Annotated in this window: 25 protein-coding genes, 1 pseudogene and 2 riboswitches; of the genes and pseudogenes, 10 read left to right on the top strand and 16 right to left on the bottom strand. The window is 70.9% G+C overall.

The window, feature by feature from the left end:
• Positions 1-160 precede the first annotated feature (160 nt).
• Positions 161-430 carry a hypothetical protein gene (locus FDA94_RS30325; protein WP_137250486.1) on the bottom strand — a complete coding sequence of 90 codons (270 nt, stop codon included), beginning with the start codon at positions 428-430 and terminating at the stop codon, positions 161-163.
• Between the two features lie 620 nt (positions 431-1050).
• Here FDA94_RS30325 and FDA94_RS30320 point away from each other — a divergent pair.
• The 6 genes from FDA94_RS30320 to FDA94_RS30300 all read left to right on the top strand — a co-directional run bounded on the left by FDA94_RS30320 (position 1051) and on the right by FDA94_RS30300 (position 4174).
• Positions 1051-1425 (top strand): GntR family transcriptional regulator, encoded by a 375-nt coding sequence (locus FDA94_RS30320; RefSeq protein ID WP_137250485.1) that lies wholly within the window; start codon positions 1051-1053, stop codon positions 1423-1425.
• Positions 1422-2342: an ABC transporter ATP-binding protein gene (locus FDA94_RS30315; protein ID WP_137250484.1), complete on the top strand. Its 921-nt coding sequence runs from the start codon at positions 1422-1424 to the stop codon at positions 2340-2342. The genes FDA94_RS30320 and FDA94_RS30315 overlap by 4 nt, the downstream gene beginning before the upstream one ends.
• Positions 2339-3034, top strand: a complete 696-nt coding sequence (locus tag FDA94_RS30310; protein WP_137250483.1) for an ABC transporter permease — start codon at positions 2339-2341, stop codon at positions 3032-3034. Before FDA94_RS30315 ends, FDA94_RS30310 begins: the two co-directional genes overlap by 4 nt.
• Positions 3035-3146: 112 nt before the next feature.
• Positions 3147-3380 (top strand): hypothetical protein, encoded by a 234-nt coding sequence (locus tag FDA94_RS30305; RefSeq protein WP_137250482.1) that lies wholly within the window; start codon positions 3147-3149, stop codon positions 3378-3380.
• Between the two features lie 253 nt (positions 3381-3633).
• Positions 3634-3765: a hypothetical protein gene (locus FDA94_RS41230; protein ID WP_281286656.1), complete on the top strand. Its 132-nt coding sequence runs from the start codon at positions 3634-3636 to the stop codon at positions 3763-3765.
• A 22-nt stretch (positions 3766-3787) separates the two neighbouring features.
• Positions 3788-4174, top strand: a complete 387-nt coding sequence (locus FDA94_RS30300; RefSeq protein WP_137250481.1) for a VOC family protein — start codon at positions 3788-3790, stop codon at positions 4172-4174.
• On the opposite strand, the gene FDA94_RS30295 is transcribed toward FDA94_RS30300, so the two are convergent.
• Together FDA94_RS30295 and FDA94_RS30290 are read right to left on the bottom strand one after the other, a co-directional pair.
• Positions 4114-4386 (bottom strand): universal stress protein, encoded by a 273-nt coding sequence (locus FDA94_RS30295; RefSeq protein WP_137250552.1) that lies wholly within the window; start codon positions 4384-4386, stop codon positions 4114-4116. The two genes, FDA94_RS30300 and FDA94_RS30295, sit on opposite strands and share 61 nt — an antisense overlap.
• Before the next feature lie 138 nt (positions 4387-4524).
• A complete protein-coding gene (locus tag FDA94_RS30290; RefSeq protein WP_137250480.1) occupies positions 4525-4773 on the bottom strand; it encodes a hypothetical protein in 249 nt (82 codons plus the stop codon).
• Positions 4774-4945: 172 nt separating this feature from the next.
• Between FDA94_RS30290 and FDA94_RS39560 the strand changes: the two genes are divergently transcribed.
• Positions 4946-5122, top strand: coding sequence for a hypothetical protein (locus FDA94_RS39560; RefSeq protein WP_170991195.1), 177 nt, complete (start codon positions 4946-4948; stop codon positions 5120-5122).
• Between the two features lie 496 nt (positions 5123-5618).
• Here FDA94_RS39560 and FDA94_RS30285 read toward each other — a convergent pair whose 3' ends face one another.
• Together FDA94_RS30285 and FDA94_RS30280 are read right to left on the bottom strand one after the other, a co-directional pair.
• Positions 5619-6062 (bottom strand): hypothetical protein, encoded by a 444-nt coding sequence (locus tag FDA94_RS30285; RefSeq protein ID WP_137250479.1) that lies wholly within the window; start codon positions 6060-6062, stop codon positions 5619-5621.
• Between the two features lie 101 nt (positions 6063-6163).
• On the bottom strand, positions 6164-7204 hold the full coding sequence (locus FDA94_RS30280) for a tetratricopeptide repeat protein (RefSeq protein ID WP_281286657.1): 1041 nt from the start codon (positions 7202-7204) through the stop codon (positions 6164-6166).
• A 95-nt stretch (positions 7205-7299) separates the two neighbouring features.
• Here FDA94_RS30280 and FDA94_RS30275 point away from each other — a divergent pair, with 95 nt between their 5' ends.
• Entirely contained in the window at positions 7300-9681 is a 2382-nt protein-coding gene (locus FDA94_RS30275) for a CHAT domain-containing protein (RefSeq protein ID WP_137250477.1), read from the top strand.
• Positions 9682-9689: 8 nt separating this feature from the next.
• Here FDA94_RS30275 and FDA94_RS30270 read toward each other — a convergent pair whose 3' ends face one another.
• The 10 genes from FDA94_RS30270 to FDA94_RS30225 all read right to left on the bottom strand — a co-directional run bounded on the left by FDA94_RS30270 (position 9690) and on the right by FDA94_RS30225 (position 21490).
• Positions 9690-10178: a hypothetical protein gene (locus FDA94_RS30270; RefSeq protein ID WP_137250476.1), complete on the bottom strand. Its 489-nt coding sequence runs from the start codon at positions 10176-10178 to the stop codon at positions 9690-9692.
• A gap of 131 nt (positions 10179-10309) precedes the next feature.
• Entirely contained in the window at positions 10310-13150 is a 2841-nt protein-coding gene (gcvP, locus tag FDA94_RS30265) for an aminomethyl-transferring glycine dehydrogenase (protein WP_137250475.1), read from the bottom strand.
• Between the two features lie 36 nt (positions 13151-13186).
• Positions 13187-13288: riboswitch (glycine riboswitch) on the bottom strand.
• A riboswitch (glycine riboswitch) is annotated at positions 13289-13384 on the bottom strand.
• 40 nt (positions 13385-13424) lie between these two features.
• A complete protein-coding gene (locus tag FDA94_RS30260) occupies positions 13425-14045 on the bottom strand; it encodes a MerR family transcriptional regulator (RefSeq protein WP_062332237.1) in 621 nt (206 codons plus the stop codon).
• Positions 14046-14191: 146 nt separating this feature from the next.
• A complete protein-coding gene (locus tag FDA94_RS30255; protein ID WP_137250474.1) occupies positions 14192-14662 on the bottom strand; it encodes a bifunctional nuclease family protein in 471 nt (156 codons plus the stop codon).
• 85 nt (positions 14663-14747) lie between these two features.
• Positions 14748-15401: a transcriptional regulator FtsR gene (gene ftsR / locus FDA94_RS30250; RefSeq protein ID WP_137250473.1), complete on the bottom strand. Its 654-nt coding sequence runs from the start codon at positions 15399-15401 to the stop codon at positions 14748-14750.
• Between the two features lie 2 nt (positions 15402-15403).
• Positions 15404-15934, bottom strand: coding sequence for a double zinc ribbon and FHA domain-containing protein (locus tag FDA94_RS30245; RefSeq protein WP_137250472.1), 531 nt, complete (start codon positions 15932-15934; stop codon positions 15404-15406).
• Positions 15935-16119: 185 nt separating this feature from the next.
• The gene (locus FDA94_RS30240; RefSeq protein ID WP_137250471.1) at positions 16120-18624 is read right to left on the bottom strand and encodes a mannose-1-phosphate guanyltransferase; all 2505 of its coding nucleotides are present in this window, start codon (positions 18622-18624) and stop codon (positions 16120-16122) included.
• A gap of 16 nt (positions 18625-18640) precedes the next feature.
• Complete coding sequence (gene clsA / locus FDA94_RS30235; RefSeq protein WP_137250470.1) at positions 18641-19210, bottom strand: cardiolipin synthase ClsA; 570 nt, start codon at positions 19208-19210, stop codon at positions 18641-18643.
• A gap of 10 nt (positions 19211-19220) precedes the next feature.
• A complete protein-coding gene (locus tag FDA94_RS30230; protein ID WP_137250469.1) occupies positions 19221-19886 on the bottom strand; it encodes a response regulator in 666 nt (221 codons plus the stop codon).
• On the bottom strand, positions 19883-21490 hold the full coding sequence (locus tag FDA94_RS30225; RefSeq protein WP_137250468.1) for a sensor histidine kinase: 1608 nt from the start codon (positions 21488-21490) through the stop codon (positions 19883-19885). Before FDA94_RS30225 ends, FDA94_RS30230 begins: the two co-directional genes overlap by 4 nt.
• 118 nt (positions 21491-21608) lie before the next feature.
• On the opposite strand from FDA94_RS30225, the gene FDA94_RS30220 reads away from it, so the two are divergent.
• Positions 21609-22205 carry a class I SAM-dependent methyltransferase gene (locus FDA94_RS30220; protein ID WP_137250467.1) on the top strand — a complete coding sequence of 199 codons (597 nt, stop codon included), beginning with the start codon at positions 21609-21611 and terminating at the stop codon, positions 22203-22205.
• Between the two features lie 22 nt (positions 22206-22227).
• On the top strand, positions 22228-23409 hold the full coding sequence (locus FDA94_RS30215; RefSeq protein WP_137250466.1) for an acyl-CoA dehydrogenase family protein: 1182 nt from the start codon (positions 22228-22230) through the stop codon (positions 23407-23409).
• On the opposite strand, the pseudogene FDA94_RS30210 reads toward FDA94_RS30215, so the two are convergent.
• A pseudogene (locus tag FDA94_RS30210) lies at positions 23406-23540 on the bottom strand (IS630 family transposase); the annotation flags it as partial. The gene FDA94_RS30215 and the pseudogene FDA94_RS30210 sit on opposite strands and share 4 nt — an antisense overlap.

The following is a 23540-nucleotide window of genomic DNA, read 5'->3' as shown; positions in this document are numbered from 1 at the left end:
CTTCGACCCAACACCGGTCGCGTGCGGTGATCGTCACTTAACCGTCCTCATAACGCGAGCGGAAAGCTGATTATGTGGGCCTGATTTGCCCGTGTATGTCAGGTATGCGCCGTGTGCCGCACGGTTCCAGAAATCGGCCTGGTCGTGAGGCCGCCGGGGGTCATTCCGCGCTGTGGCGCCCGATCCGGCGGCGCAGCGCCGCCAGCCGGTCGCCGGTCAGGTCCACGCTGTGTTCCTCGCCCGCCTCGCCCAGCTCCAGCCCGCAGACCACCACCGGGCCGTAGAAGGACCGCCATGGTTGGCCGCTCAGGTCGGCGGCCAGCGCCGAGGCCGCCGCGTTGGCCGCTCCGGGGGATCGCCCGGAGCCGGTCCACAGATCCAGGTCCCGGTCGATGGCCACCCGGACGGCCGGGACCGCGCCGGTCAACATGGCGAGCGCGTCGGCGCGTCCGGCCGGATCGGCCGGGGAGGTCGATCTCGCGCGCGCTGCCGTCGGGGTCGATGACCAGACAGATCATGTCGCCCATCCTGCCCTGGACCACCCCGGTCCGGGTGATCTTGTACGTGAACGCACGTCCATCAGTGCGCACTTACTCACGTACGAGCCCCGGCGCGCGATTCGTCCATCCCGCTCCACCTTTCGCGGCGTGTCGTCTCCGGACGGGCCGGTTGATCGCCTACCGTACGGACCACGTCTCGCAGCGGCCCTGTCACCTTCACGGTGACGGGGCCGTTCGCGTTACCGGCCAGACCGCCGAAGCGGCTGGAACCGAAGCGCCGATACTCGCCGCCAGGCCCTCACGAGTGCGGTGATCTTGTACGTGAACGTACGTCAACCCGGCGCCCGCGTCTTCACGTACCCGGGCACAGGGCGTGTTCGATTGTCGTTCGAGAACATGGTGCATCCCCGGCTGCCTTTCCTGAGCGGAAACGGGTCCCGGCGCCGCCGCCGGCTGAGGTCGCGGGACGCCCGGGCGGCTTGACAGCCGCGGCGCAAGGTTACATGGTTAGCTACCAATGTAGCTAACCAGTTGGGCGGCTAAGCCAACGATGGACAACGACCGACCGATCTTCCTTCAGATCGCCGAGCTGATCGAGAACTCGATCATCGACGGGTCGTTGGTGGAGGAGGCCCAGGTCCCGTCCACCAACGAGCTTGCCGCCTTTCACCGGATCAACCCGGCCACCGCGGCCAAGGGCGTCAACCAGCTCGTGTCGGAGGGAACGCTCTACAAGCGACGCGGCATCGGCATGTTCGTCGCCGGTGGCGCCCGGGCCAGGCTGCGCGAGCGGCGACGGGACCGGTTCACCGAACAGTACGTGGGACCCCTGCTCGCCGAGGCGCGCAAGCTCGGCATCGGCCACGACGAGCTGATGAAGATGATCGATTCATTCGGTGCGGTTGTCGGAAGGGACCTGGGATGACGGCGGTGGTAACCGCACACGGGCTGACCAAGCGCTTTGGTGACGTCACGGCGCTCGACGACGTGAGCTTCGCGCTGGCCGAGCACACGATCTACGGCCTGCTCGGGCCCAACGGGGCGGGCAAGACCACCCTGATGCAGATCCTCACCGGGCAGGCGTTCGCGTCGTCGGGGAACGTGTCGGTCTTCGACGCGCCACCGGTGGAGAACCCGGCCGTCCTGTCGAAGGTCTGTTTCGTCCGGGAGAGCCAGCGCTACCCCCACGTCTACACCGTGCGCCACGTCTTTCACACCGCACGCCGGCTGTTCGCGAACTGGGACGACACGTTCGCGCACGGCCTCGCCGCGGACTTCCAGCTACCGGCCGGGCGGCTGGTCCGCGGGCTCTCGCGGGGCATGCTGTCGGCCCTCGGTGTGACTGTCGGGCTGGCCGCGCGGGCGCCCCTGACGTTCTTCGACGAGCCGTACCTCGGGCTCGACCCGGCCGCCCGGCAGCTTTTCTACGACCGCCTGCTCGCCGACTACGCCGGGCATCCCCGCACCGTGGTGCTGTCCACCCACCTCATCGACGAGGTGAGCGATCTGGTCGAGCGGGTGCTGCTCATCGACCGTGGCCGGCTGGTGCTCGATGAGGACGCCGACGACCTGCGCGGGCGGGCGGTGGCGGCCACCGGACGGGCGGAGGCCGTGGACGGGTTCGCCGCCGGACGCACCGAGTTGCACCGCGAGCGGTTGAGCGGCCTGGTCCGGTCGACCATCCTCGATGGGCTCGGACCGCACGCGAAGGCGCTCGCGCAGACGCTGAACGTCGAGCTGGAGCCGCTGTCGTTGCAGCAACTCGTGGTCCGCCTGACCGCACCGCCGACGACCGTACCGCCGACGACAACGGCGCCGGCGGACCGGGAGGCCGCCCGATGAACCGCATCCGTCAGGTGGTCCGTCTCCAGATGCCGGCCTGGCCGCAGATCGTGGGCTGGACGTGGGGCATGACGGCCGTCGCGTTCGGCATCAACCTGTTGAGCGTCATGGCGAACTACGACCCGGGCGACGGTGTGACGAATACCGGCGGCCTGGTCAGCCTGTGCGGCGTCGCGATCGGGATGGCCACCGTCTCGGTCACCCAGATCTTCCCGTACGCGCTGGGCATGAGCGTGACCCGCCGGGAGTTCTACCTGGCCTGGTCGCTGCTCGCGGTCGTCCAGTCGGTGGTCTACGCGCTGGTGCTCTGCCTGCTGCGCGCCGTGGAACAGGCCACCGGCTACTGGGGGTGGGGGATGCGCTTCTTCGGCCTGCCGTTCATGGATGACGCCAACCCGGTACTGCTCCTGCTCGGGTACGCGGTACCCATGCTGGTCGTGACCCACCTCGGGATCCTGCTCGGCACGTTGTACCTGCGCTGGGGCACCACCGGCGTCCTCGCCAGCCTCACCCTGACGTTCACAGCGCTCGGGCTGGCCGCCACGCTGATCACGTGGACCCGGCAATGGGACGCGATCGGCCGCTGGTTGCTCGACCAGTCCCCCACGGCGCTGCTCGCCGGCTGGCCGGTCCTGGTGGCCGCCGCGTTCGCGGTCGGCGGGTACAGGCTCATCCGCCGTGCCACGGCGTAGGCGCGGCGGGCACTCGGCCGCTCCGGACACCGGACAACGTGAACGCCAACATCCGCCGTGATGGGCCGCCAGATTGTCAGCCCTGTCCGCCCGCGTCCTTGGGAGAGATGCAATGACGAGCAACAACACGCCCCCGCCCGCCGCAGGTCTCGGGATCTGGGCAAATCTCGGGATCTGGATCGCATTCGGCGCTGCCTTCGGCGTCCTCGTCGGCGTCGTCGTCGGGGGTTTTTTCGACAACCTCACTTACGGTGTCGGGCTAGGTTCGTCCTTCGGTCCGGCCCTGGGTGTGGCCGCCTGGGCCGTCTTCATCGCGCCGCGAAGGAATGCCCGCCGCGACTCCTGAGCGTCGCGCCCGAGTATCGGCTACGGGGTCGTAGGCGCCACTGGGAAGTCCAGGAAGCAACGCAACGGCGCTGGCGATGGTGGCCGCAGCCGGCGCGGAGCGCGCCACCACCATGGCGATGTGGTATCGGTACAGCTCCAGCCGCCCACCCACACTCGCGAGATCGTCGTCACCGAACCGTCCTCATAACGCGAGCTGAAACCCGATTATGTTGGACCGATCTGTGTCTGTTTGACCGTTATTCGGCGCTGTGGTGGCGGAGCTGCCGGCGCAGGGCGTCAAGCTGGCCAGGGGTGAGGTCGACGTCGTGTTCCGCGCCCGCGTCGTCCAGGATCAGACCGTCGCCTGGAGCGCCGCGCTGGCGCCGCTGCGCCGGGCCGCCTGAGGCCCCCCTACGATCACCGACCATGCACATCGACCTGGTCACGATCGTCGTCGACGACTACGGCACGGCCATCACGTTCTTCGTCGACGCCCTGGGCTTCGACCTCGTCGAAGATTCGCCCTCGCTCACCAACGACGGCCGCCCCAAGCGGTGGGTCGTCGTGCGCCCGCCCGGCGGCCGGACGGGCATCCTGCTGGCCCGAGCCGACAGCGACCGCCAGAGGGCCGTCGTCGGCGACCAGGCCGCCGGACGGGTCGGCTTCTTCCTGCGGGTCGACGATTTCGCGGGCGCGTACCGGAGGATGGCCGCCGCGGGTGTCGAGTTCGTGACCGTGCCCCGCACCGAGCCCTACGGCCGGGTGGCGGTCTTCCTGGATGTCGCGGGCAACCGCTGGGACCTGCTCGGCTGAGCTACCGGGTGGCCGAGCGGGGTGAGGAGGACCACCGGGCAGGGGGCGGTCCGGAGAATCTTCAGGGACATGTCGCCGGCGAAGACGCGGCGCAGGGGGCCGGTCGAACTCGACCCGCAGATGAGGAGTTCCCCCGGGAGCCACGTCGTCTGGGCCAGCGCCGTGGTCGCGTTGGGCCCGGCCACGACCTCGGTGCTGACGCCCTGGCGCAGGGCAGTTTGGGGCTCATGACACGTTTCTTACCGGCACTCCCACAAAATGGCCCGGCGATGAGGCCGCGACAGGCCCGAGGGGCCCCGGGAGCTCATTGCGGTCTTGGCGGTTGATGACGCGTCCGTTAACGGCATCCCTCATTCCGCGCTGTGGCGGCCGAGCCGCCGGCGCAGCGCCGCCAGCCGGTCGCCGGTCAGGTCCACGGCGTATTCCTCGCCCGCCTCGCCCAGCTCCACCCCGCAGACCACCACGGGCCCGTGATAGTGCCGCCACGGCTCGCCGCTCAGGTCGGCGGCCAGCGCCGAGGCCGCCGCGTTGGCCGGTCCGGGGGTGGCCGACGTCCGTCCACAGATCCAGGCCAGGCTCGATGGCCTCCTGCACGGCATAGTCCGCGCCGATCAGCGCCGCCGAACCCCAGACCCGGGTCACCCAGGCGGCCGCCGAACTGGGGGCCGTGGCACAGGCGCTCGGACACGCGGCCGCGTCTGTGGAGTTCAGCACGTCCAAGCCCCGCGACTGACCCGCACCCAGACCCGAGACGATGAGGAGATCGGGCCCATGTCCGTGTTCCGCAGGATCAACAACAGCGACCACGAACTGTGGCTGAAAGACGTGCTCGACGTCGCCAGCACCGAGATCACCGACGCTCACGGCACCAGCCAGTCCGGGTTATTCAACGACATCAACGAGTCCCGGCGCGAGCTCGACGAGCTGCTCCGCGAGCGGTTCGGCTGACCGGAGATGACCGAACCCGAACCTGTCTGCAACCCCGTCCACTGGTGCGCCTTGTGCGGGTGGAGCACCGAGAACCCCGAAGAGATCGAGTGCGGCTGCGCCGACGGCGTCCCCGCGTACCTACTAGCTACAACCCCGGAAGGGGACCTGACGATGACCAAGTCCCATGGACGCCTGGCTCAACGTCTTCGACACCCTTCACAGGCCACCCCGCCACCACCTGGCCTGACCGCCCACACCCTGATCACCGCCGGCTTGTGACGACCACACATGGTCACCCACGCTCCCAGCGCCACCGCTCCCGACCCGAAGGACCCGCGGACAGGCCGTGACCCGCGCACGGCGGCCCTTCCACACCCGAAACCCGGCCTTCACCAGCCGAAACGATCCTCGCCGAAGAATTGGAACGGAAGAATGATCACAAGTAATCACGCGGGGGATTCAGGCTCAGTCCCCTTCTCGTTGGTGGTCCGGCGGTTGGCGGGGACGTGGTCGTTCAGGCGGCGGGCGGAACGGGCGCGCCGCATTCGCTGCTCGTCGGCCAGGTGGGCCAGGTAGCTGACGTGCATGGTTCCTCCTCAGGAAGTTCAAGCAGCAGGAAAGTGCTTGGTGGATCGGTGGGATCCCGTCTGCGGTCTATTGGAGGAGGCACCGGTTGCAAGGCGCTTGAGTTTCCCTTTTGATGGCCGTCCACCCAGAGGAAGACCTGCTTGAGGTCGGGCACGCTGTAACCACCGGCCAGGTCGACCAGACGGCCCCACCGGCCAGCCTCGCGGACGACAGGCAGACGGCCCCACAGGTCGTCGACCAGGATGGCCAGCACCCCGAACATCAGCTGATGGTCGCGGGCGACGGTCCAGTACACCAGCGGTTCTCCGTTTGGGTGGAGCCGCTCCCCATGCCGATGAACCCACGTCTCGAAATAGGGCATGAGCGGCACACACGGCAGGCTAACCGCATGCGCCCTCCCCCTCGTGCGTGGGCCGAGGTGCCCACACGGAGCGCAGCCGATGGCCGCGCGGATGGCCGGTGCGCCATGGATCAGGATGTCTGGGCTGTGTTTGAACTGCTGACGTCACTTAGTTTCCCGGACCGCCTTCGACCTGGCTTTCCTAACACCAACGCTCGGTGACCTTCTACCGACGGGCTGATAACGCCCGTTAACTGGCAGTATTCCGTCCAGTAGGCGAGGCTGTTCCGGGTGGACAGGGTGCGAGGGTGTTTCTCGCCCAGGACGCGTCTGCGGATGAGAAGTAGTGCGGCGAATTGGTCGCGTGCCCCGGCCGCATCTCCTGCCTTTCCCGTCCAGTAGGCGAGGCTGCTGCGCGTGGATAGCGTGTCGGGGTGTTCGGGGCCCAGGACGTGTTCGCGGAAGGGCAGCAGAACGGTCAATTGATCTCGCGCCCCGCGTACGTCTCCCGCTTTACCCGTCCATCTGGCCAGGCTGTTACGGGTGGCAAGGGTACCGGGGTGGTGGTGGCCGAGGACCCGCTCGGAGATGGGCAGCAGTTCGGCGAACCGATCGCGGGCAGCTTCGGCATCGCTGACCAATTCCGCGAGGTTGTGCCGTAGGGCAAGGGTATCGGGGTGGTCGGGGCCGAGGACCCGCTCGGAGGTGATGAGCAATTCGGCGAACTGGTCGCGGGCGGCTGCGGGCTGGCCGGCCTCGCCCCTCCAGCGTGCGAGATTGTGGCGTGCGGCCAGGGTGAGGGGATGCTCGGAGCCAACTATCTGCTGGGAGTGGGGGAGCAGTTCGGCGAACTGGTCGCGGGCGGCTGCGGCCTGACCGGCCAGACCGATCCAGAGTCCGAGGTTGTGACGTGTGGTGAGGGTATCGGGGTGGTCGTGGCCTAGCACCCGCTCGCGGATGGGCAACAGTTCGGCGAACTGGTCACGAGCAGCCGCGAAATAGCCGGCCGTACCGGTCCAGTGCGCGAGGTTGTGCTGGACGGTGAGCGTGTCGGGGTGATGAGGGCCGAGCACCCGGGCGGTGATGGGCAGTAGTTCGGCGAACTGGGCTTGGGCTGCTTTGAAGTCACCGGCGTGACCGGTCAACGCGGCGAACAGCTCCTGGGCGCTCAGGATCTCGGGGTCGTCTGGGGCGTGATGACTGGCCAGGGCGCCGCAGAGGCGACCCGGCCGAACTCGACGAGACGGTGGCCGGCCATCGCGAAGCGGTGTCCACGACGTCGAGGGAGCACGCCAACTACGCGCTCTATCGGAGCAATCTCGGCGGAGCCCTGCAGCAGCGCTACCGCGCGACCCGGAGGAGCGCCGACACCGAGGAGGCCGCCGACGTACTGCGCGAGGCCGTCGCGGCCACTCCGGAGGCCAGCCCCTACCGGCCGGGCTACCTCGGCAACCTGGGCAGCGTCCTGCTCGAGCGCTACCAGGCCGTCGGCCAGACGGCGGCGTTCGACGAGGCGATCATCCACCTGCGCGAGGCCGTGCGGACGGTGCATCCCGCCAACGTCCAGCGCCCCGCGCTCATGAACAGCCTCGCCCGCGCCCTTCTCGTGGGCGGCCACGACCTCGACGAGGCGATCGGTCTCTTCCGGTCGGCCCGCGCCGACGCGCCGCCCGAGTCCCTCACCCGCGTCCAGTCCACGATCAACCTGGCGGGCGCCCTGATCGCCGTCGCCAGGGCGGCGGAACCGCCCGGCGTCGCCTCGCCGGGAGACCGGCGGTGGAACGTTCTCCGCGACCTGCTCCCCCGTGGGCGCAGGCTGGCGGAGACGCCGGCGCTCGACGAGGCGATCGCCCTGCTCACCGGCCTGCTCGACGAGGACGCCACGGCGGGACCCGAGGCGTACGCCTTCCTGGGCCAGGCCCTCCAGGCGCGTTTCACGCTGACCGGCCGGTCTCGGACGCTCCTCCAGGCGCTGCGGACCATGGAACGGGCGGTGGAGGTGTCGGCGCCGGGGAGCACGGAGGCGTCGGTGGCGCTCTACCACCTGGCGGAGATCCGCGTCGACCAGTGGCGGCTGACCGCCGCCGCGGACGCTCGCGAGGAGGCGCTGGCGCGGTTCCGCGAGGCCGCCGCGGTGGAAGCCGCCGCCGCGTCCTGGCGGGCCGGCGTGGGACGCGCGTGGGGCCGCTTCGCCATGGAGTGCGGCCGGCCGGCAGAGGCGACCGACGGGTTCGCGGTCGCGGTGGGGGTGCTCGACGAGGCCGCCTGGCGCGGGCTGGGGCGCGACGACCAGGAACGGGTCCTGGCCGACCACGAGGGGCTCGCCCGCGACGCCGCCGCCGCGGCCGTCCGCGCCGGCCGTCCGGAGACCGCGCTTGAGCTGCTCGAGCAGGGCCGGGGCGTCATGCTCGCACAGGTGCTCGACAGCCGCACCTCCCAGGACCTCCTCCGGGAGAGGGCGCCCGGCCTCGCCGAGCAGCTCGCCCAGCTCCAGGACGCCCTCGACCTCGCCGAACGCTCTGACCTGTACGACGACCGGAGCGAACCTCGTCACCTCGACCAGCGGCCCGTGCTGGCGCGCCGACGCCGCGAACTCCTGGCGGAGATCAGGAAGGTGCCCGGCCTGACCGGCTTCCTGAGACCGCCCCGCGCCGCCGGGCTGCTCTCCGCGGCGGAAGGCGGCCCGGTGGCCCTGGTGAACGTCAGCGACTACGGCTGTGACGCGCTCCTGGTGACCACCGGCGGAATCCGGGTGCTGCCGCTCACGCTCACGGCGGCGGAGGCGCGTCAGGAGGCGGACCGGTTCGCGGCGGCCGTACGCGACCGCGACCTGCGGGCGATGGCCACGGCGCTCGACTGGATCTGGACCCACGTCACCGGCCCCGTTCTGGACGCCCTCGGCCCTGTGTCCCGGATCTGGTGGTGCCCGACCGGACCCCTCACGGGGCTGCCGCTGCACTCGGCCGGCCCGGCGCTCGACCGGGTCATCTCCAGCTACACCCCGACGGTGCGGGCGCTCGTCCACGCCCGGAGCCGGCTCGGACCGCAGGGCGAGCGCCGCAGGCTGCTGATCGGCGTGCCCGTGGCCCCCGGCGAGAGCGAGCTGGCGGGAGTCGGCCGCGAGCTGGAACTGGTGCGCGGTCACCTCGGCGACGTCGACGAGCTGACGGGCCCGGACGCCACGCACGAACGCGTGCTCGCCCTGCTGGACGGATGCTCCTGGATGCACTTCGCGGGCCACGCCGTCCAGGAGCTCGACGCTCCGGCGGTGGCCAGGCTGCTGCTGTCGGACCGGCCGCTGACGTTGCGGGAGCTCGCGGCGCGGCGGCTCGACCGGGCCGAGTTCGCCTTCCTCAGCGGCTGTGAGACCTCACGCGGGGGCGACGTGCTCGCCGACGAGGCCACCAGCCTCGCCGGAAGCGTGCAGCTGGCCGGGTTCCCCCACGTCATCGGCACCTTGTGGCCGATCGTCGACGTGCACGCCCCGGCGATCGTCGACACGGTCTACCAGGTGCTCACCGCGCAGGGCACCGCGGAACCGCGCGCGGACGCCGCCGCCGTGGCCCTGCACCTGGCCGTCCGCTCGTTGCGCGACCGGCGGCCCGGCTTTCCCTACTTCTGGGCCGGATACGTGCACGTCGGCCCGTGATCACTCGGTCAGTCGCGGCCCCGGCGCATCTCGACCTGGGCCGCCAGGTCGGCGTCCTGGTGGTCGAGGCCGTAGCGCCAGACCGTCTCGGCGTCGGCGTCGCGCCCCCGCAGCGGCAGGGTCCGGGCCAGCAGTTCGATGGCCAGGGCGGCCGTGTCGGCGTCGGGGCCCGCCTCCACGGCGACCTCGAACTCGGCGCAGGCCATCTCCAGGTGGGCGATGCCCAGCAGGACGCGCAGACGGGCCGCGTCGGCCACGCCCGGGACGGACAGGGCCTGCAGGAGCAGGTCGGCCGCCTCGGCCGGGGCGTTCTCCTCCAGCAGGGTCTGGGCCATCCGTTCGGCCGTGACCGACAGGCCGACCGCGGCGCTGGCCTGGTCGGGGGCGGCCGCGTCGGCGGCCAGTGTCGCGAAGATCGCCGCGGCGGCGTCGAGATCCCCGGCGTCATAGAGGCGCCGGGCCTCGTCGATCTGCCGTCCGGAGTCGATGGCCGTCATCTCGGGGGGCCTCCAGAGGGAACCGGGCCGAAAGGGTTGCGAAGATCCTAACGACCCGGTCCGCCCCAGGGCGGCAGACATGCGGAAGGTGATGGGTTTCTGTCCTCTTCCCCGGGGAAGGGCCAGGCGGTTCAGTCCTCGTACGCCGAGAGCGGGGGGCAGGCGCAGACCAGGTTGCGGTCGCCGTAGGCCTGGTCGATGCGGCGGACGGGCACCCAGTACTTCTGGTCCCGCAGCGTGGCCACCGGGTAGGCGGCCTCGGTCCGGGTGTACGGGTGGTCCCACGCGTCGGCGGTGAGCACGTCGGCCGTGTGGGGGGCGTTCCGCAGGGGGTTGTCCTTGGCGTCGTACGCGCCCGAGGCGACCTTGTCGATCTCGCCGCGGATGGCGACCATCGCGTCGACGAAGCGGTCGAGTTCGGCCAGGTCCTCCGACTCGGTCGGCTCGATCATGAGCGTGCCGGCCACCGGGAAGGACATGGTCGGGGCGTGGAAGCCGTAGTCGATCAGCCGCTTGGCGACGTCGTCGACGGTGACGCCGGTCTCCTTGGTGATCGCCCGCAGGTCGACGATGCACTCGTGGGCCACCAGGCCCTCGCGCCCGGTGTAGAGCACCGGGTAGTGCGGGGCGAGCCGCCGGGCCAGGTAGTTGGCCGACAGGATGGCCTGCTCGGTGGCGGCCTTGAGCCCGTCGGCGCCCATCATCCGCACGTACGCCCACGAGATCGGCAGGATGCCCGCCGAGCCGAAGGGCGCCGCCGAGACCGGGCCCACGGGGCCGCGTCCGGGCAGGAACCCGGCCAGGTGGGCCTTCACGGCGACCGGGCCGACGCCGGGTCCGCCGCCGCCGTGCGGGATGCAGAAGGTCTTGTGCAGGTTCAGGTGGGACACGTCGGCGCCGAACTCGCCCAGCTTGGCCAGGCCGACGAGGGCGTTGAGGTTGGCGCCGTCGACGTAGACCTGGCCGCCGGCGGCGTGCACCTTGGCGCACAGTTCGACGATGGTCTCCTCGTAGACCCCGTGGGTCGACGGGTAGGTCACCATGATCGCGGCGAGCCGGTCGGCGTGCTTGGCGATCTTGGCGTCGAGGTCGGCCAGGTCGACGTTGCCGTCGGCGTCGCAGGCCACCACGACGACCCGCATGCCCGCCATGACGGCGGAGGCCGCGTTGGTGCCGTGGGCCGACGACGGGATCAGGCAGACGTCGCGCTCGGCGTCGCCGTTGGCCCGATGGTAGGCCCGGATCGCCAGCAGGCCGGCGAACTCGCCCTGCGACCCGGCGTTCGGCTGGATGGAGACGGCGTCGTAGCCGGTCACCTCGGCCAGCCAGCCCTCCAGCCCGAGGATCAGGTCGGTGTAGCCGCCGGTCTGGTCGGCGGGGGCGAACGGGTGGATGGAGGCGAACTCGGGCCAGGTGATCGGCTCCATCTCGGTGGTCGCGTTGAGCTTCATGGTGCACGAGCCCAGCGGGATCATCGACCGGTCGAGCGCGATGTCCTTGTCCTGGAGTTTGCGCAGGTAGCGCAGCATCGCGGTCTCGGACCGGTAGGAGTGGAAGACCGGGTGGGTCAGGTAGTCGGTGGTCCGCTGGAGGCCCTGGGGCAGCGCGTCGTCGGTCGAGATGTCCAGGTCGTCCACCGAGGGCCCCTCGACGCCGAAGGCCGCCCAGACGGCGTCCAGGTGCGCGGAGGTGGTCTTCTCGTCGCAGGCGACCGCGACGCGGTCGGCGCCGTCCTGCCGCACGTTGATGCCGCGCCGGCGGGCCGCCTCGGCGATCTCGGCCGCGCGGCCGGGCACGTGGGTGGTCACGGTGTCGAAGAAGTCGTCGTGGACGACCTCGACGCCGCCCGCGCGCAGCCCGGCGGCCAGCACGGAGGCGTGCCGGTGGACGCGCTGGGCGATCCGGCGCAGGCCGTCGGGGCCGTGGTAGACGGCGTACATGGAGGCGATCACCGCCAGGAGCACCTGGGCGGTGCAGATGTTGCTGGTCGCCTTCTCACGGCGGATGTGCTGCTCACGGGTCTGCAGGGCCAGCCGGTACGCCGCCCTCCCGTCGGCGTCGACCGACACCCCGACCAGACGGCCGGGCATCTGCCGCTGGAGGCCCTCGCGGACCGACATGTAGGCGGCGTGCGGCCCGCCGAACCCGAGGGGCACGCCGAAGCGCTGCGACGAGCCGACCGCGATGTCGGCCCCGAGCGTGCCGGGCGCCTCCAGGACGGTCAGCGCCAGCAGGTCGGCCGCCACGGTCACGACCGCCCCGGCGGCCTTGGCCCGGGCGGCCAGGTCGCGGAAGTCGGCCACCCGGCCGGAGGCCCCCGGGTACTGGACCAGGACGCCGAAGCACTCGGGCAGCTCACCGGTGAAGTCGGACTCCACGAGGGTGATGCCCAGCGGTTCGGCCCGGGTGGCCAGCACGGCCTTGGTCTGCGGGAGCGCGTCGGCGTCCACGACGAAGACGTCGGCCTTGACCTTGGAGGCCCGGCGGGCCAGCGTCATCGCCTCGGCGGCGGCGGTGGCCTCGTCGAGGAGCGAGGCCCCGGCGACGTCGAGCCCGGTCAGGTCGCTGACCACGGTCTGGAAGTTGAGCAGCGCCTCCAGGCGCCCCTGCGAGATCTCCGGCTGGTAGGGCGTGTACGCCGTGTACCAGCCCGGGTTCTCCAGCACGTTGCGCAGCACCACGCCGGGCGTGATCGTGTCGTGGTAGCCCAGCCCGATCATCGAGGTCAGCACGGTGTTGCGGGCGGCCAGCGCGCGCAGTTCGGCGAGCGCCTCCGGCTCCGACACGGCGGCCGGCAGATCGAGCGCGCGGGTGGTGCGGATCGACTCGGGCACCGCCACGGCCACCAGGTCGGCGACCGTCTCGTAGCCGACGGCCTCCAGCATGCGCGCCTGCTCGGCGTCGGAGGGCCCGATGTGGCGGGTGGCGAACGGCGGGGCGTCCAGGTCACGGAGCGGTGTGCGATCGGTCATGGCAGGAACTCCAGGGCAGACGAGACCAGGGCGGTCTCCCCCTCTGTCATGGAACCTGAGAGCTTCACCGGACGCCGTCGGCCGGTTTTCCCCTTCGGTGAGGCGCCGCCTGGACGGCGGACCTGCTTTTCAGAGTCGCCTCGCCTGGCGGTACAGGGTGCCTGAGAGATTCCGGGGAGGTTTGCTCCTTCGGCGCCCCATCAGTGCAGATGGGGACTCTCCCGCACAGGGTCGATGGCTACAACAACCTTACCCGTACCCGAGAGCTGGGGCCTCAACCGGTGCGGCGGGCCCGCCTGCGCTGGGCCAGTTCGTCTGAAGGGTGGTCGGCCTCGTCAGTGTCGGGGCCGACCGCCAGTTCCCCCGGCAGCTCCGCGAGCGATCCCTCGACTTCGCGCCAGACCCGGCCGAGGGCGATGCCGAAGACCCCCTGCCCTCCTTGGAGCAGGTCGATGACCTCGTCGGCGGAGGTGCACTCGTAGACGCTGACGCCGTCGCTCATGAGCGTGATCTGGGCCAGGTCGTTGACCCCGCGGTCGCGCAGGTGCTGGACGGCGGTGCGGATCTGCTGGAGGGAGACGCCGGTGTCGAGGAGCCGCTTGACGACCTTGAGCACCAGAATGTCGCGGAAGCTGTAGAGCCGCTGGGAGCCGGAACCCTGGGCCGCCCGGATCGTCGGCTGCACCAGATCGGTGCGGGCCCAGTAGTCGAGCTGGCGGTAGGTGATCCCGGCGGCGGCGCAGGCCGTGGGGCCGCGGTAGCCGATGTCATCGCGCACCGCCGCGGGCCGCTCGTCGAACAGCAGACCCTGCTCGCCGGCGCGCTCCCGCGCCGACTCACGCTGAACCGCGTCGTGCTGGTCGGCTTTGTTACCCTCGCCGCTGCTGACCGCCACTGCGGACCTCCGGCTTTCTCTCATCCCACGGTCTGATCTGGGGGTACGCGAACTACGACCGTGGATTCCCTTGCACCGTAGGACTGGGGAAAGGCACAGTCAACGACCGCCCCCGGCGCGTCGTGAAGGTGAGATAACCCCTCAACTCAACCGGCACGGCCGAAATCCTCGGGGCTGATGTTGTCCAGGAACTCCCGGAACTTCTCGACCTCATCCTCCTGGTCATCGGCCATGCTGACGCCGTTCTCCCGCATGACCTCCTCGCTGGCGTAGATCGTCGCGTCGGTCCGCAGGGCCAGCGCGATCGAGTCGGAAGGACGTGCGCTTACCTCTACGCCGTTGGAGAACACGAGGTCGGCGTAGAAGATGCCGTCACGCAGCGCGACGATGTTGACGCGTTCGAGTGACACCTTCAACGCGCCCAGCACATTGCGGAACAGATCGTGGGTCAGCGGCCGCGGCGGCGGTTCGTCGGCCTGGGCGAGCGCGATCGCGGTCGCCTCGGTCATACCAATCCAGATCGGCAGGTAGCGGTCGCCGTCGGCCTCCTTGAGAAGGACGATCGGCTGGTTCGAGGGCATCTCCACCCGGACCCCCACGAACTCCATCTGCAACACAGGCGCTCACTCTCCGGGATGCGGCATTTCACCAGGTATTCAACTCACCAGGCATTCAACGTAACACCCGCGCGCCGGACCCGCGTCAACGGCCGAGAGAGCCGCGGACGGCCCCTTCGAGGAGCGCGGCGTGGATACGTAATAACAACCCGGAGATCTCCCGTGCCGATTCCCCGGCATGATCGATGGCCCCCGGGGCCCGGCGGCGCAGCAGGGGCGCGACGGCCTGCTCGACCAGGCCCGCCTCGCGTTCGGCGGCGGCCTTGACCGCGCGCAGGTGGCGGGCGTGCAGGCCGAACGCGGCCAGCGCGCCGACGCTGCGGGCGATCTCGAGGGCGGCCTCGTCGTAGAACCGGGCCGACGGGGTGATCAGGCCGTAGTCTTCGAGCTCGGCGAGCGTCTCGTCGTCGATCTCGGCGGCGGCCAGCAGCTCCTCGCGGCTGAGCCGCACGGTGACCGGCTCGCTGTCGACCCCCCGTGGGCGGGCCGACTCGTCGAGCTGCGTCTTGATCACCCGGAGCGGCAGATAGCGGTCGCGCTGGGCGGTCAGGATGAACCGCAGGCGCTCGACGTCGCCGGGGGTGAACTTGCGGTACCCGGAGGGGCTGCGCTCGGGCTCGATGAGCCCTTCGCCCTCCAGAAAGCGGATCTTGGAGATCGTGACGTCGGGGAACTCGCCCTGAAGCTGGGCGAGCACCTCCCCGATGCTCATGAAGGCCCTGGCCGCCTCGGCGCCCATGATCAGCCCCGGGTCAGGAACACCAGCCGGAACTTCCCGATCTGCACCTCGTCGCCTCCCGCGAGGGGGAACTCCTCGATGCGCTCCCGGTTCACGTAGGTGCCGTTGAGGCTGCCCACGTCGCGGGCGGTGAACTGGCCGCCGCGCCGGTAGAACTCGGCGTGCCGCCGGGAGACGGTGACGTCGTCGAGGAAGATGTCGCTCTCGGGGTGGCGACCGGCGGTGGTGAGGTCGCTGTCGAGCAGGAACCGGCTGCCGGCGTTGGGGCCGCGCATCACGACGAGGAGCGCGGTGCCGGGCGGCAGCTGCTCGATCGCGGAACGGTCCGGAAGCAGGCCCTGACCGGTGGCCTCCTCGATCGCCTCAAGGGAGATCGTGGAGGTGTTGTCGGGGACGAAGCCCTGACCCGTCGAGTAGGGGTTGGGAGGTGCCGGGGTGTGGGCCGCGGGGCTCAGCGGCGAACCGCATCGCGAACAGAAACGGGCATCCTCGGGGTTGGGGTGACCGCACTGCGTGCAGTAGACGCTGGGCATCGAACGGCTCGGCCTCTCTCACGACTAGCTCAAACTTGCGAATGCCGAAACTTACGCTGATCAGGCACAAAGGTCAAGGCAGACGCGCCGGACAATGGCCACCCAACGTTATCGTCAGGCGGCGGCCACGGTCCATGGCGCCACACCAACCACATGTGATCACCGTTTCCGGCCAGGCTATCGTTTCATGCCGAACCCGCGGCACGCTCGACCACGTCGGCCCATCGTTCGAGAAGCGACTGCGCGGTGTCCATGTCGTGTCCTTCGGCCCACAGATGGGTGACCGCTTCCGACGGGTCGGGCAGCACCAGCGCCCAGCTCCCGTCTTCTCCCACGACCCTGACCCCGTCGGTGGTGTCGATGCGGTCGCCCTCGGCGGCCTCGACGACCGAGCGCATGACCGCGCCCTTGTGGGCCCAAGGAGTCGGGACGGTCCGGCGCAGCAGCTTGGTCTCGGGGATGCGGGCGTCGATCTGGCTGAGCGACAGGCGGGTGCGGGCGACCAGGCCGAGCAGCCGCAGGAAGACGGCCAGGCCGTCGACCGTGGGGCCGAACTCGGGCACGATGAAGCCGCCCCGGCCGTCGCAGGCGAACACCATCTCGGGGTGGCGGGCCGCCGTGGTCAGCGCGTCGGTGCTGGTGGCGGTCCAGTCGACGTGGACGCCGTGGAAGCGGCAGACCATCTCGGCGACCCGCGTCGTGGTGACCGGCAGCGCGACCCGCCCGCCGCGGCGTTCGGCGGCGACCAGGTCGAGCACCACCAGCAGGGCCCGCTCCTCGCTGATGAGCTGGCCCTTCTCGTCGACGAGGGAGACCCGCTCCCCCACCGGGTCGAACCGCACGCCGAACGCGGCCCGCGAGGAGGCCACCAGTTCGGCCAGGCGCTGCAGGTCGCGGCGGCGTTCGGCGAAGGTCTCGGTGGGCGAGGCGTCGTCGAGGCGGTTGTTGACGGTGAGGACGCCGACCCCGACCCGGCCGAGCAGGCTGGGCAGCACGAGCGAGGCGGTGCCGCCGGCGCAGTCGACGACGACCTTCATCTCGGCGTCCTTCACGCCGGTCATGTCGACGCAGCGGACCAGGTCGCGGCTGTAGGTGTCGAGGGCGCGGGCCGGGAAGGACAGCTCGGCGATCTCGCCGGGGAAGGCGCGGCGGTATTCCTGGCGGGAGAAGACGCGTTCCAGCTTGCGCTGCGCGGTCGGCGACAGGTCGGCCCCCGTCTCGTCCATGAAGACGATGTCGACGCTCTGGGGGTCGCCCGCGGTGGTCCGCAGGGCGATGCCGCCCTTCACGGTCTCGCGGGAGGTGTGGAAGCGGGCCACCGGCATGGCGGCGGCCTCCAGGTCGACCACGTTGATCGCGCTGGAGTTGAGCGCGCTGATCACGGCGCGCTTGAGGGCGCGGGCGGCCCGGGAGCCGTCGCGGGAGGTGACGACGGTGTCGCCCTTGCTGAGGGTGGTGGCGTAGGCGCTGGCCAGGCGTACGCAGAGCTCGGGGGTGATCTCGACGTTGACCAGGCCGCTGACGCCCCGGGGGCCGAAGAGGCTGCGCTGGCCGCGCGACTCCCAGATGACGCTGGTGTTGACGACGGCGCCGGCCTCGACGGTCTTGAAGGGGTAGATCTTCACCCCGCTGGAGACGTAGGCCTCGGCCTCGATGACGCACTCGTCGCCGACGACGGCGTTCTCCTCGATGCGGGCGGCGGCCATGACGTCGGTGTTCTTGCCGATCACGCAGCCCCGGAGGTTGGCGGCCGGGCCGATGTAGACGTTGTCGTGGACGACCGCCCGGTGGAGGAACGCGCCCTCCTTGACCACGGCGTTGCTGCCGAGCACGGTGTATTCGCGCAGCTCGGCCCCGGCCTCGACCTTGGCGTAGTCGCCGATGAACAGGGGGCCCTTGAGCACCGCCTCGGGGTCGACGGAGGCGCCCTCGGCGGCCCACACGCCGGGTGAGAGCTCGAACGCGTCGAAGTCGACCTTGACGCGGCCCTCCAGCACGTCGGCCTGGGCCTTCAGGTAGCTCTCGTGGGTGCCGACGTCCTCCCAGTAGCCCTCGGCGACGTAGCCGAACAGGCGCTCGCCGCGCTCCAGCAGCTTGGGGAACACGTCGGAGGACCAGTCGACCGACCGGCCCGAGGGCACCTCGTCGAGGACGGCCGGCTCCATGATGTAGATGCCGGTGTTGACGGTGTCGGAGAAGACCTGGCCCCAGGTGGGCTTCTCGAGGAAGCGCTGGATGCGGCCGTGGTCGTCGACGATGATGATCCCGAACTCCAGCGGGTTGGGCACCCGCTTGAGGCCGATGGTGACCAGGGCCCGGTTCTCGCGGTGGAACCGGAGCATGTCGGTCAGGTCGATGTCGGTGAGCGCGTCGCCCGAGATGACCAGGAAGCGGTCTTCGCGCAGCCGGTCGGCGGCGTTCTTGACGCTCCCGGCGGTGCCGAGGGGGCTCTCCTCGGTGGCGTAGTGGAGGGTCATGCCGAGCTCGTCGCCGTCGCCGAAGTAGTTGCGGATCAGGGCGGCGAGGAACTGGACGGTGACGACGGTCTCGGTGAAGCCGTGCCGCTTGAGCAGCCGCAGCACGTGCTCCATGATCGGCCGGTTGATCACGGGGAGGAGGGGTTTGGGCTGGTTGGCGGTCATCGGCCGCAGCCTGGTTCCTTCCCCGCCCGCCATCACCACGGCCTTCACGGGATGATCACCCTCTTCAGGAAACGCGTGCGAGCTGCCGCACCTGCACCACGTACAGCACCCCTGCCCACCAGTACAGACCCGTACCCCAGATGACGAACGCCCACCCGAAAATCGCGCAGATCTCCGCATACCACCCGGGGTGGGAGGCCAGGAAGAGCAGGGGGAAGGCGTACATGAGGTTGGCCGTGGCGGCCTTGCCGAGGAAGTGGACGGGCAGCGCGTAGCCGTAGCCCATGCGGCGCAGGAAGGGCACGGTGAACAGCAGCAGGACGTCGCGGCCGATCACCAGGGCGGCCAGCCACCACGGGATGATGTCGCGCAGCACCAGGCCCGCGAGGGTGGCCAGGATGTAGAGGCGGTCGGCCGCCGGGTCGATGAGGCGGCCCAGTTTGCTCGTCTGGTTCCAGGCGCGCGCGAGCTTGCCGTCGAGCCAGTCGGAGAAGCCCGCCACCATCAGCAGGGCGACGGCCCACCCGTCGGCCTTCGGGCCGAGGATGAGCCAGAGGAAGACCGGGACGCCGAGCAGCCGCAGGAAGCTCAGCAGGTTGGGGATCGTGAAGATCCGGTCCTCGCTGGTTGTCACGACCCCGACCCTACATGTCGGCGGGACGGAAGTCGGGGCCGACCAAACCCAGACGGTGGGCGACCACGGCGACCTGGGTGCGGTTGCGCAGCCGCAGCTTCTCCATGAGCGCCGCCACGTGGGTCTTGACCGTGGTCACGCCGATGTGGAGGCGGGCGGCGATCTCCTGGTTGGACAGCCCGGTGCCGACCAGGGTGAGGACCTGTATCTCGCGTTCGGTCAGGAACGGGGGCCGCTCGGGGGCGCGCTGCTCCTCGGCCGACAGGGCCTTGGCCACGACGCGGCGCAGCACCGAGGGGGCCAGGAGCTGCTCGCCGTGGGCGGCCCGGCGGACGGCCTCGACCATGCGGTCGGGCGGATCGTCCTTGACCAGGAAGCCCGTCGCGCCCGCCCGGAGGGCGGCGTACACGTTCTCGTCCTCGGCGAAGGTGGTCAGCACCACCACGCGGGCCGACGGGTGGGCGGCCAGGATGCGCCGGGTGGCCTCCAGGCCGTCGACGCGCGGCATCCGCAGGTCCATCAGCACGACGTCGGGGCGTTCCCGCTCGACGACCCGGACGGCGTCGCCGCCGTCGGCCGCCTCGCCGCAGACCGACACGTCTCCGGCGGCCTCCAGCATCATCCGCACCCCGGCCCGGACCAGGGCCTGGTCGTCGGCGACCACGACTCTGATCATCGGGCCGCCGCCTCGACCGGGAGGGCGAAGGTGGCCACCAGGCGCCAGCCGCCGTCGGGGAGCGGGCCGGCGGTCAGCCGCCCGCCGAGCGCGCGGGTGCGCTCGCGCATCCCGGCCACGCCGTGCCCCGACGACGGCAGATCCGTCGGGGTCTTGCCAGGGGTGTTGCGGATCTCTACGACGAGCTCCTTCTCATCGGCCGTGACGCTCACCGTCGCCCGGCTTCCCTCTCCCGCGTGCTTCAGCACGTTGGTCAGTCCTTCTTGGACGATCCTGGCCGCCGACGCGCGGGCCACCAGGGCGGCCCTGGCGGTCGCGGGGGCGATGTCGAGGACCACCTCGATGCCCGCGGCGGTCACCCGGGCGGCGGCGTCGCGCATGACCTCGTCGGGGTCGGCGACCGGCAGGGCGGCGCCCGGACCGGCGCCGCTGGGGTCGCGCAGCACGGCCAGCAGGCCGCGCAGGTCGTCGAGGACCTGGTGGCCGGTGTCGCGGATGTCGGCCAGCGCCTCGGCGGCCGGGCCGCCCGCGCCGGCGTACTGGGCCGCGCCCGCGCGGAGCACGATCGCGCCGACGTGGTGGGCGACGATGTCGTGGACCTCGCGGGCGATGCGCTCGCGTTCGGCCAGGCGGTCGCTGCGGGCCCGTTCGGCCCGCAGCTCCTCTTCTCTTCTGGCGGCGGTACGCCGTGCGCCCGCATAGGCCCCGATCGCGGCCGGCGCCACGACCATGGTCGCGACGACGCCGTAGGTCAGGCCGGTGACGTCGCTGGTGGAGTCGATCACCGTGGCCAGGGTGACCCCGCAGGTCAGCAGGTAGCCCGCGCCGAGCCAGCGCCAGGTGGCCTGGCTGGCGAACACGGCCAGCGCGACGAACAGCACGACCCGGAGGCTGTCGGCGACCGGCGGCACGAGGTTGTCGGCCAGCAGCACCAGCCCGCTCTCGAACAGCAGCACCGACCCGGGCAGCCACCGGATCGCGCCCAGGGCCAGCCCCGACAGCACGGCCAGCAGGCCGACCCCGCCGACCCGCAGATCGTGGCCGTCCCAGTAGGACCAGGTGCCGAGGACGGCGTAGGCGACTCCCCCGGCGGCGAACAGCACGTCGAGCAGGGGCGCCGGCTCCTCCTCGCGGTCGCGGCGCCCGGCCGCGCCCTGGAGGTAGCGGCCGATGAGCACCGGCAGCAGCACGACGCCGACGACGTAGTACCAGTAGTCGCTGGTGAACGCGATGCCGGGATCGGCCAGGTTGACCCCCGTGGCCAGGCACGCGGCGACGGCGGCCAGGACCGTCCAGAAGAGGGTGCGCTGCCGGGCCACGACGCCGACCACTATGGGCAGCAGGATCTGGATGCCGTCGACCAGCCCCGACCCGGCGGTGTCGAACACGACCAGCAGGGCGGCCAGCGCGAACGCGACCGCGACGGGCCGGTGGCGGAGGAGGACCAGCGGCAGGCCGGTGCAGAGGGCGATCAGCAGCACCAGCCGCCCGGACGCGGGCGGGGCCCCGGCCCACGACTCGCTCGCGAGCACCGAAAGCGCGACACCGGCGGCGGCCAGGACCAGGTCCGGCCACCAGGTGACGTGCCACCGGAGGTATGACATGAATGCACGGTAGCGGCCCAAATGGGCGTCCGGGTCCCGCGCGCCTCCCCCAAGTGGCCGGTCGTTCAGGCCGTTTGGACGGCTCGGGCACTGCCCCCGGCCTCATACCTTGCAAGTCATGGCCAACGAATCAGCCCTCTTCTTCGGGCAGTTCATGCGCTCCCCCGGCTCCGTCGGCGCGATCGCCCCCAGCTCCCGCCGTCTGGCCGAGGCCGTGTGCGTGCCCATCCCGGAGCAGGGCGACCCCGTCGTGGTCGAGCTCGGGCCTGGAACGGGTTCCTTCACCGCGGAGATCCAGCGCCGGCTCGGCGGCCGTGGCCGGCACCTGGCCGTTGAGATCAACCCCACGCTGGCGGCCCACCTGTCCGACCGCCACCCGGGGGTCGAGGTCGTCGTCGACGACGCGTGCGGGCTGCCGACGCTGCTGGCCGACCGGGGGCTGGAGCGGGCCGACGTGATCATCAGCGGCCTGCCGTGGGCCGCGTTCTCCCCCAAACTGCAGGACGCCCTGCTGAACGGCATCCTCGGCTCGCTGCAGCCGGGCGGGGCGTTCACGATGTTCGCCTACGTCCACGCGATGCTGCTGCCGCCCGCGCTGCGGATCCGGCGGTCGCTGTTCGCCTCGTTCGAGGAGGTCGTGATGGGGCGGACCGTGTGGCCGAACCTGCCTCCGGCCTTCGTCTACCACGCCCGGCGGCCCCGCGACCGGCGATAGAGAACGCGTTCTAGAATGCGGCATGGATTTCAGGCTGCCGGAGAGCGCGCGGGCCGTACGGGACGGCATCGGCGAGATCTGCTCCCACTACGACATGTCCTACTGGGAGCGGTGCGAGGCCGACAAGCGGTGGCCTGAAGAGGTCTGGGCCGAGCTCGCCAAGGGTGGCTGGCTCGGCCTCGCCGTTCCCGAGGAGTTCGGCGGGGGCGGCCAGGGCCTGCTGGAGCTCACGGTGGCGACCGAGACGCTGTCGGCGTCGGGGTCGGCCGGGGGTTCGGCCTTCACCTATGTGCTGACGCCCGGTTTCGGGGCGATGACCATCGCCCGGCACGGCTCCCCCGAGCAGAAGGCCGGCCTGCTGCCCCGGCTGGCGGCCGGGGAGATCGAGACCTGTTTCGCGCTGACCGAGCCCGACGCCGGGTCGAACTCGCTGGCCATCACCACCTCGGCCCGCCTCGACGGGTCGGAGTTCGTGGTGAACGGGCAGAAGATCTGGATCACCGGGGTGCAGCGGGCGACCTGGATGCTGCTCGTCACCCGGACCATCCCGGCCGCCGAGGCCAGGCCGCGCACCAACGGGCTGACGGTGCTGCTGGTCAACGTGCCCGAGGCGGTCGCGGCGGGCACGCTGTCGTATCGGCCGATCCCCAAGATGGGGGCGAACACGACGCCGTCCAACATGGTGTTCTTCGACGACCTGCGGGTGCCCGCCCGCAACGTGGTCGGCGAGGTGCACGGCGGGGCCGTCGTGCTGTGGGACATCCTCAACCCCGAGCGGATCCTGCTCGGGGCCTCGGCGCTCGGCGGGGCCGAGGTCGCCCTGCGGGTCGGGGTCGAGTACGCCCGGCAGCGCGAGGTGTTCGGGCGGCCGATCGGGGCCAACCAGGCGATCGCGTTCCCGCTGGCGGCGGTGAAGGCCAAGCTCGAGCTGGCCCGGCTCATGCTCTACAAGGCGGCGTGGCTCTTCGACCGGGGCGAGCCGTGCGGGACCGAGGCCAACATCGCGAAGCTGACCGCCTCCCAGGCGTTCTGGGAGGCGGCCGACGCGGCGTTCCAGACCCACGGCGGCATGGCCTACTCGCTGGAGTATCCGGTGGCCCGGCTGCTCGCCGACGCCCGGATCGGGCTGGTGGCCCCGGTGACCGAGCAGCTGCTGCTGAACTACCTGGCCACGCAGGTGCTGGGGCTGCCCCGGTCGTTCTAGTGTGGTGAGTCGTTGATTCGTTTGCAGTAGCGTGCGATGGATTCGAGGATCTGGTCGGCGGCCTTGGTCCAGACATAGGGCCGTGGGTCGTCGTTCCAGGTCTCGATCCAGTCCAGGATGTCCTGGTTCAG

This window comes from Herbidospora galbida (genome assembly GCF_005233835.1).
Lineage (GTDB): Bacteria > Actinomycetota > Actinomycetes > Streptosporangiales > Streptosporangiaceae > Herbidospora > Herbidospora galbida.
The sequence above is the reverse complement of the archived record's forward strand: the minus strand, read 5'-3'. Positions and strand labels throughout refer to the sequence as shown.

Coding starts and splice junctions, on each gene's coding strand:
- FDA94_RS30290 (WP_137250480.1), bottom strand. CDS start 4,773: ATGCCGTGCAGGAGGCCATCGAGCCTGGCCTGGATCTGTGGACGGACG.
- gcvP (WP_137250475.1), bottom strand. CDS start 13,150: ATGACCGATCGCACACCGCTCCGTGACCTGGACGCCCCGCCGTTCGCC.
- FDA94_RS30325 (WP_137250486.1), bottom strand. CDS start 430: ATGTTGACCGGCGCGGTCCCGGCCGTCCGGGTGGCCATCGACCGGGAC.
- FDA94_RS30320 (WP_137250485.1), top strand. CDS start 1,051: ATGGACAACGACCGACCGATCTTCCTTCAGATCGCCGAGCTGATCGAG.
- FDA94_RS30270 (WP_137250476.1), bottom strand. CDS start 10,178: ATGACGGCCATCGACTCCGGACGGCAGATCGACGAGGCCCGGCGCCTC.
- FDA94_RS30305 (WP_137250482.1), top strand. CDS start 3,147: ATGACGAGCAACAACACGCCCCCGCCCGCCGCAGGTCTCGGGATCTGG.
- FDA94_RS30220 (WP_137250467.1), top strand. CDS start 21,609: ATGGCCAACGAATCAGCCCTCTTCTTCGGGCAGTTCATGCGCTCCCCC.
- FDA94_RS30300 (WP_137250481.1), top strand. CDS start 3,788: ATGCACATCGACCTGGTCACGATCGTCGTCGACGACTACGGCACGGCC.
- FDA94_RS30215 (WP_137250466.1), top strand. CDS start 22,228: ATGGATTTCAGGCTGCCGGAGAGCGCGCGGGCCGTACGGGACGGCATC.
- ftsR (WP_137250473.1), bottom strand. CDS start 15,401: ATGGGCGCCGAGGCGGCCAGGGCCTTCATGAGCATCGGGGAGGTGCTC.
- FDA94_RS30230 (WP_137250469.1), bottom strand. CDS start 19,886: ATGATCAGAGTCGTGGTCGCCGACGACCAGGCCCTGGTCCGGGCCGGG.
- FDA94_RS39560 (WP_170991195.1), top strand. CDS start 4,946: ATGTCCGTGTTCCGCAGGATCAACAACAGCGACCACGAACTGTGGCTG.
- FDA94_RS30245 (WP_137250472.1), bottom strand. CDS start 15,934: ATGCCCAGCGTCTACTGCACGCAGTGCGGTCACCCCAACCCCGAGGAT.
- FDA94_RS30310 (WP_137250483.1), top strand. CDS start 2,339: ATGAACCGCATCCGTCAGGTGGTCCGTCTCCAGATGCCGGCCTGGCCG.
- FDA94_RS30225 (WP_137250468.1), bottom strand. CDS start 21,490: ATGTCATACCTCCGGTGGCACGTCACCTGGTGGCCGGACCTGGTCCTG.
- FDA94_RS30315 (WP_137250484.1), top strand. CDS start 1,422: ATGACGGCGGTGGTAACCGCACACGGGCTGACCAAGCGCTTTGGTGAC.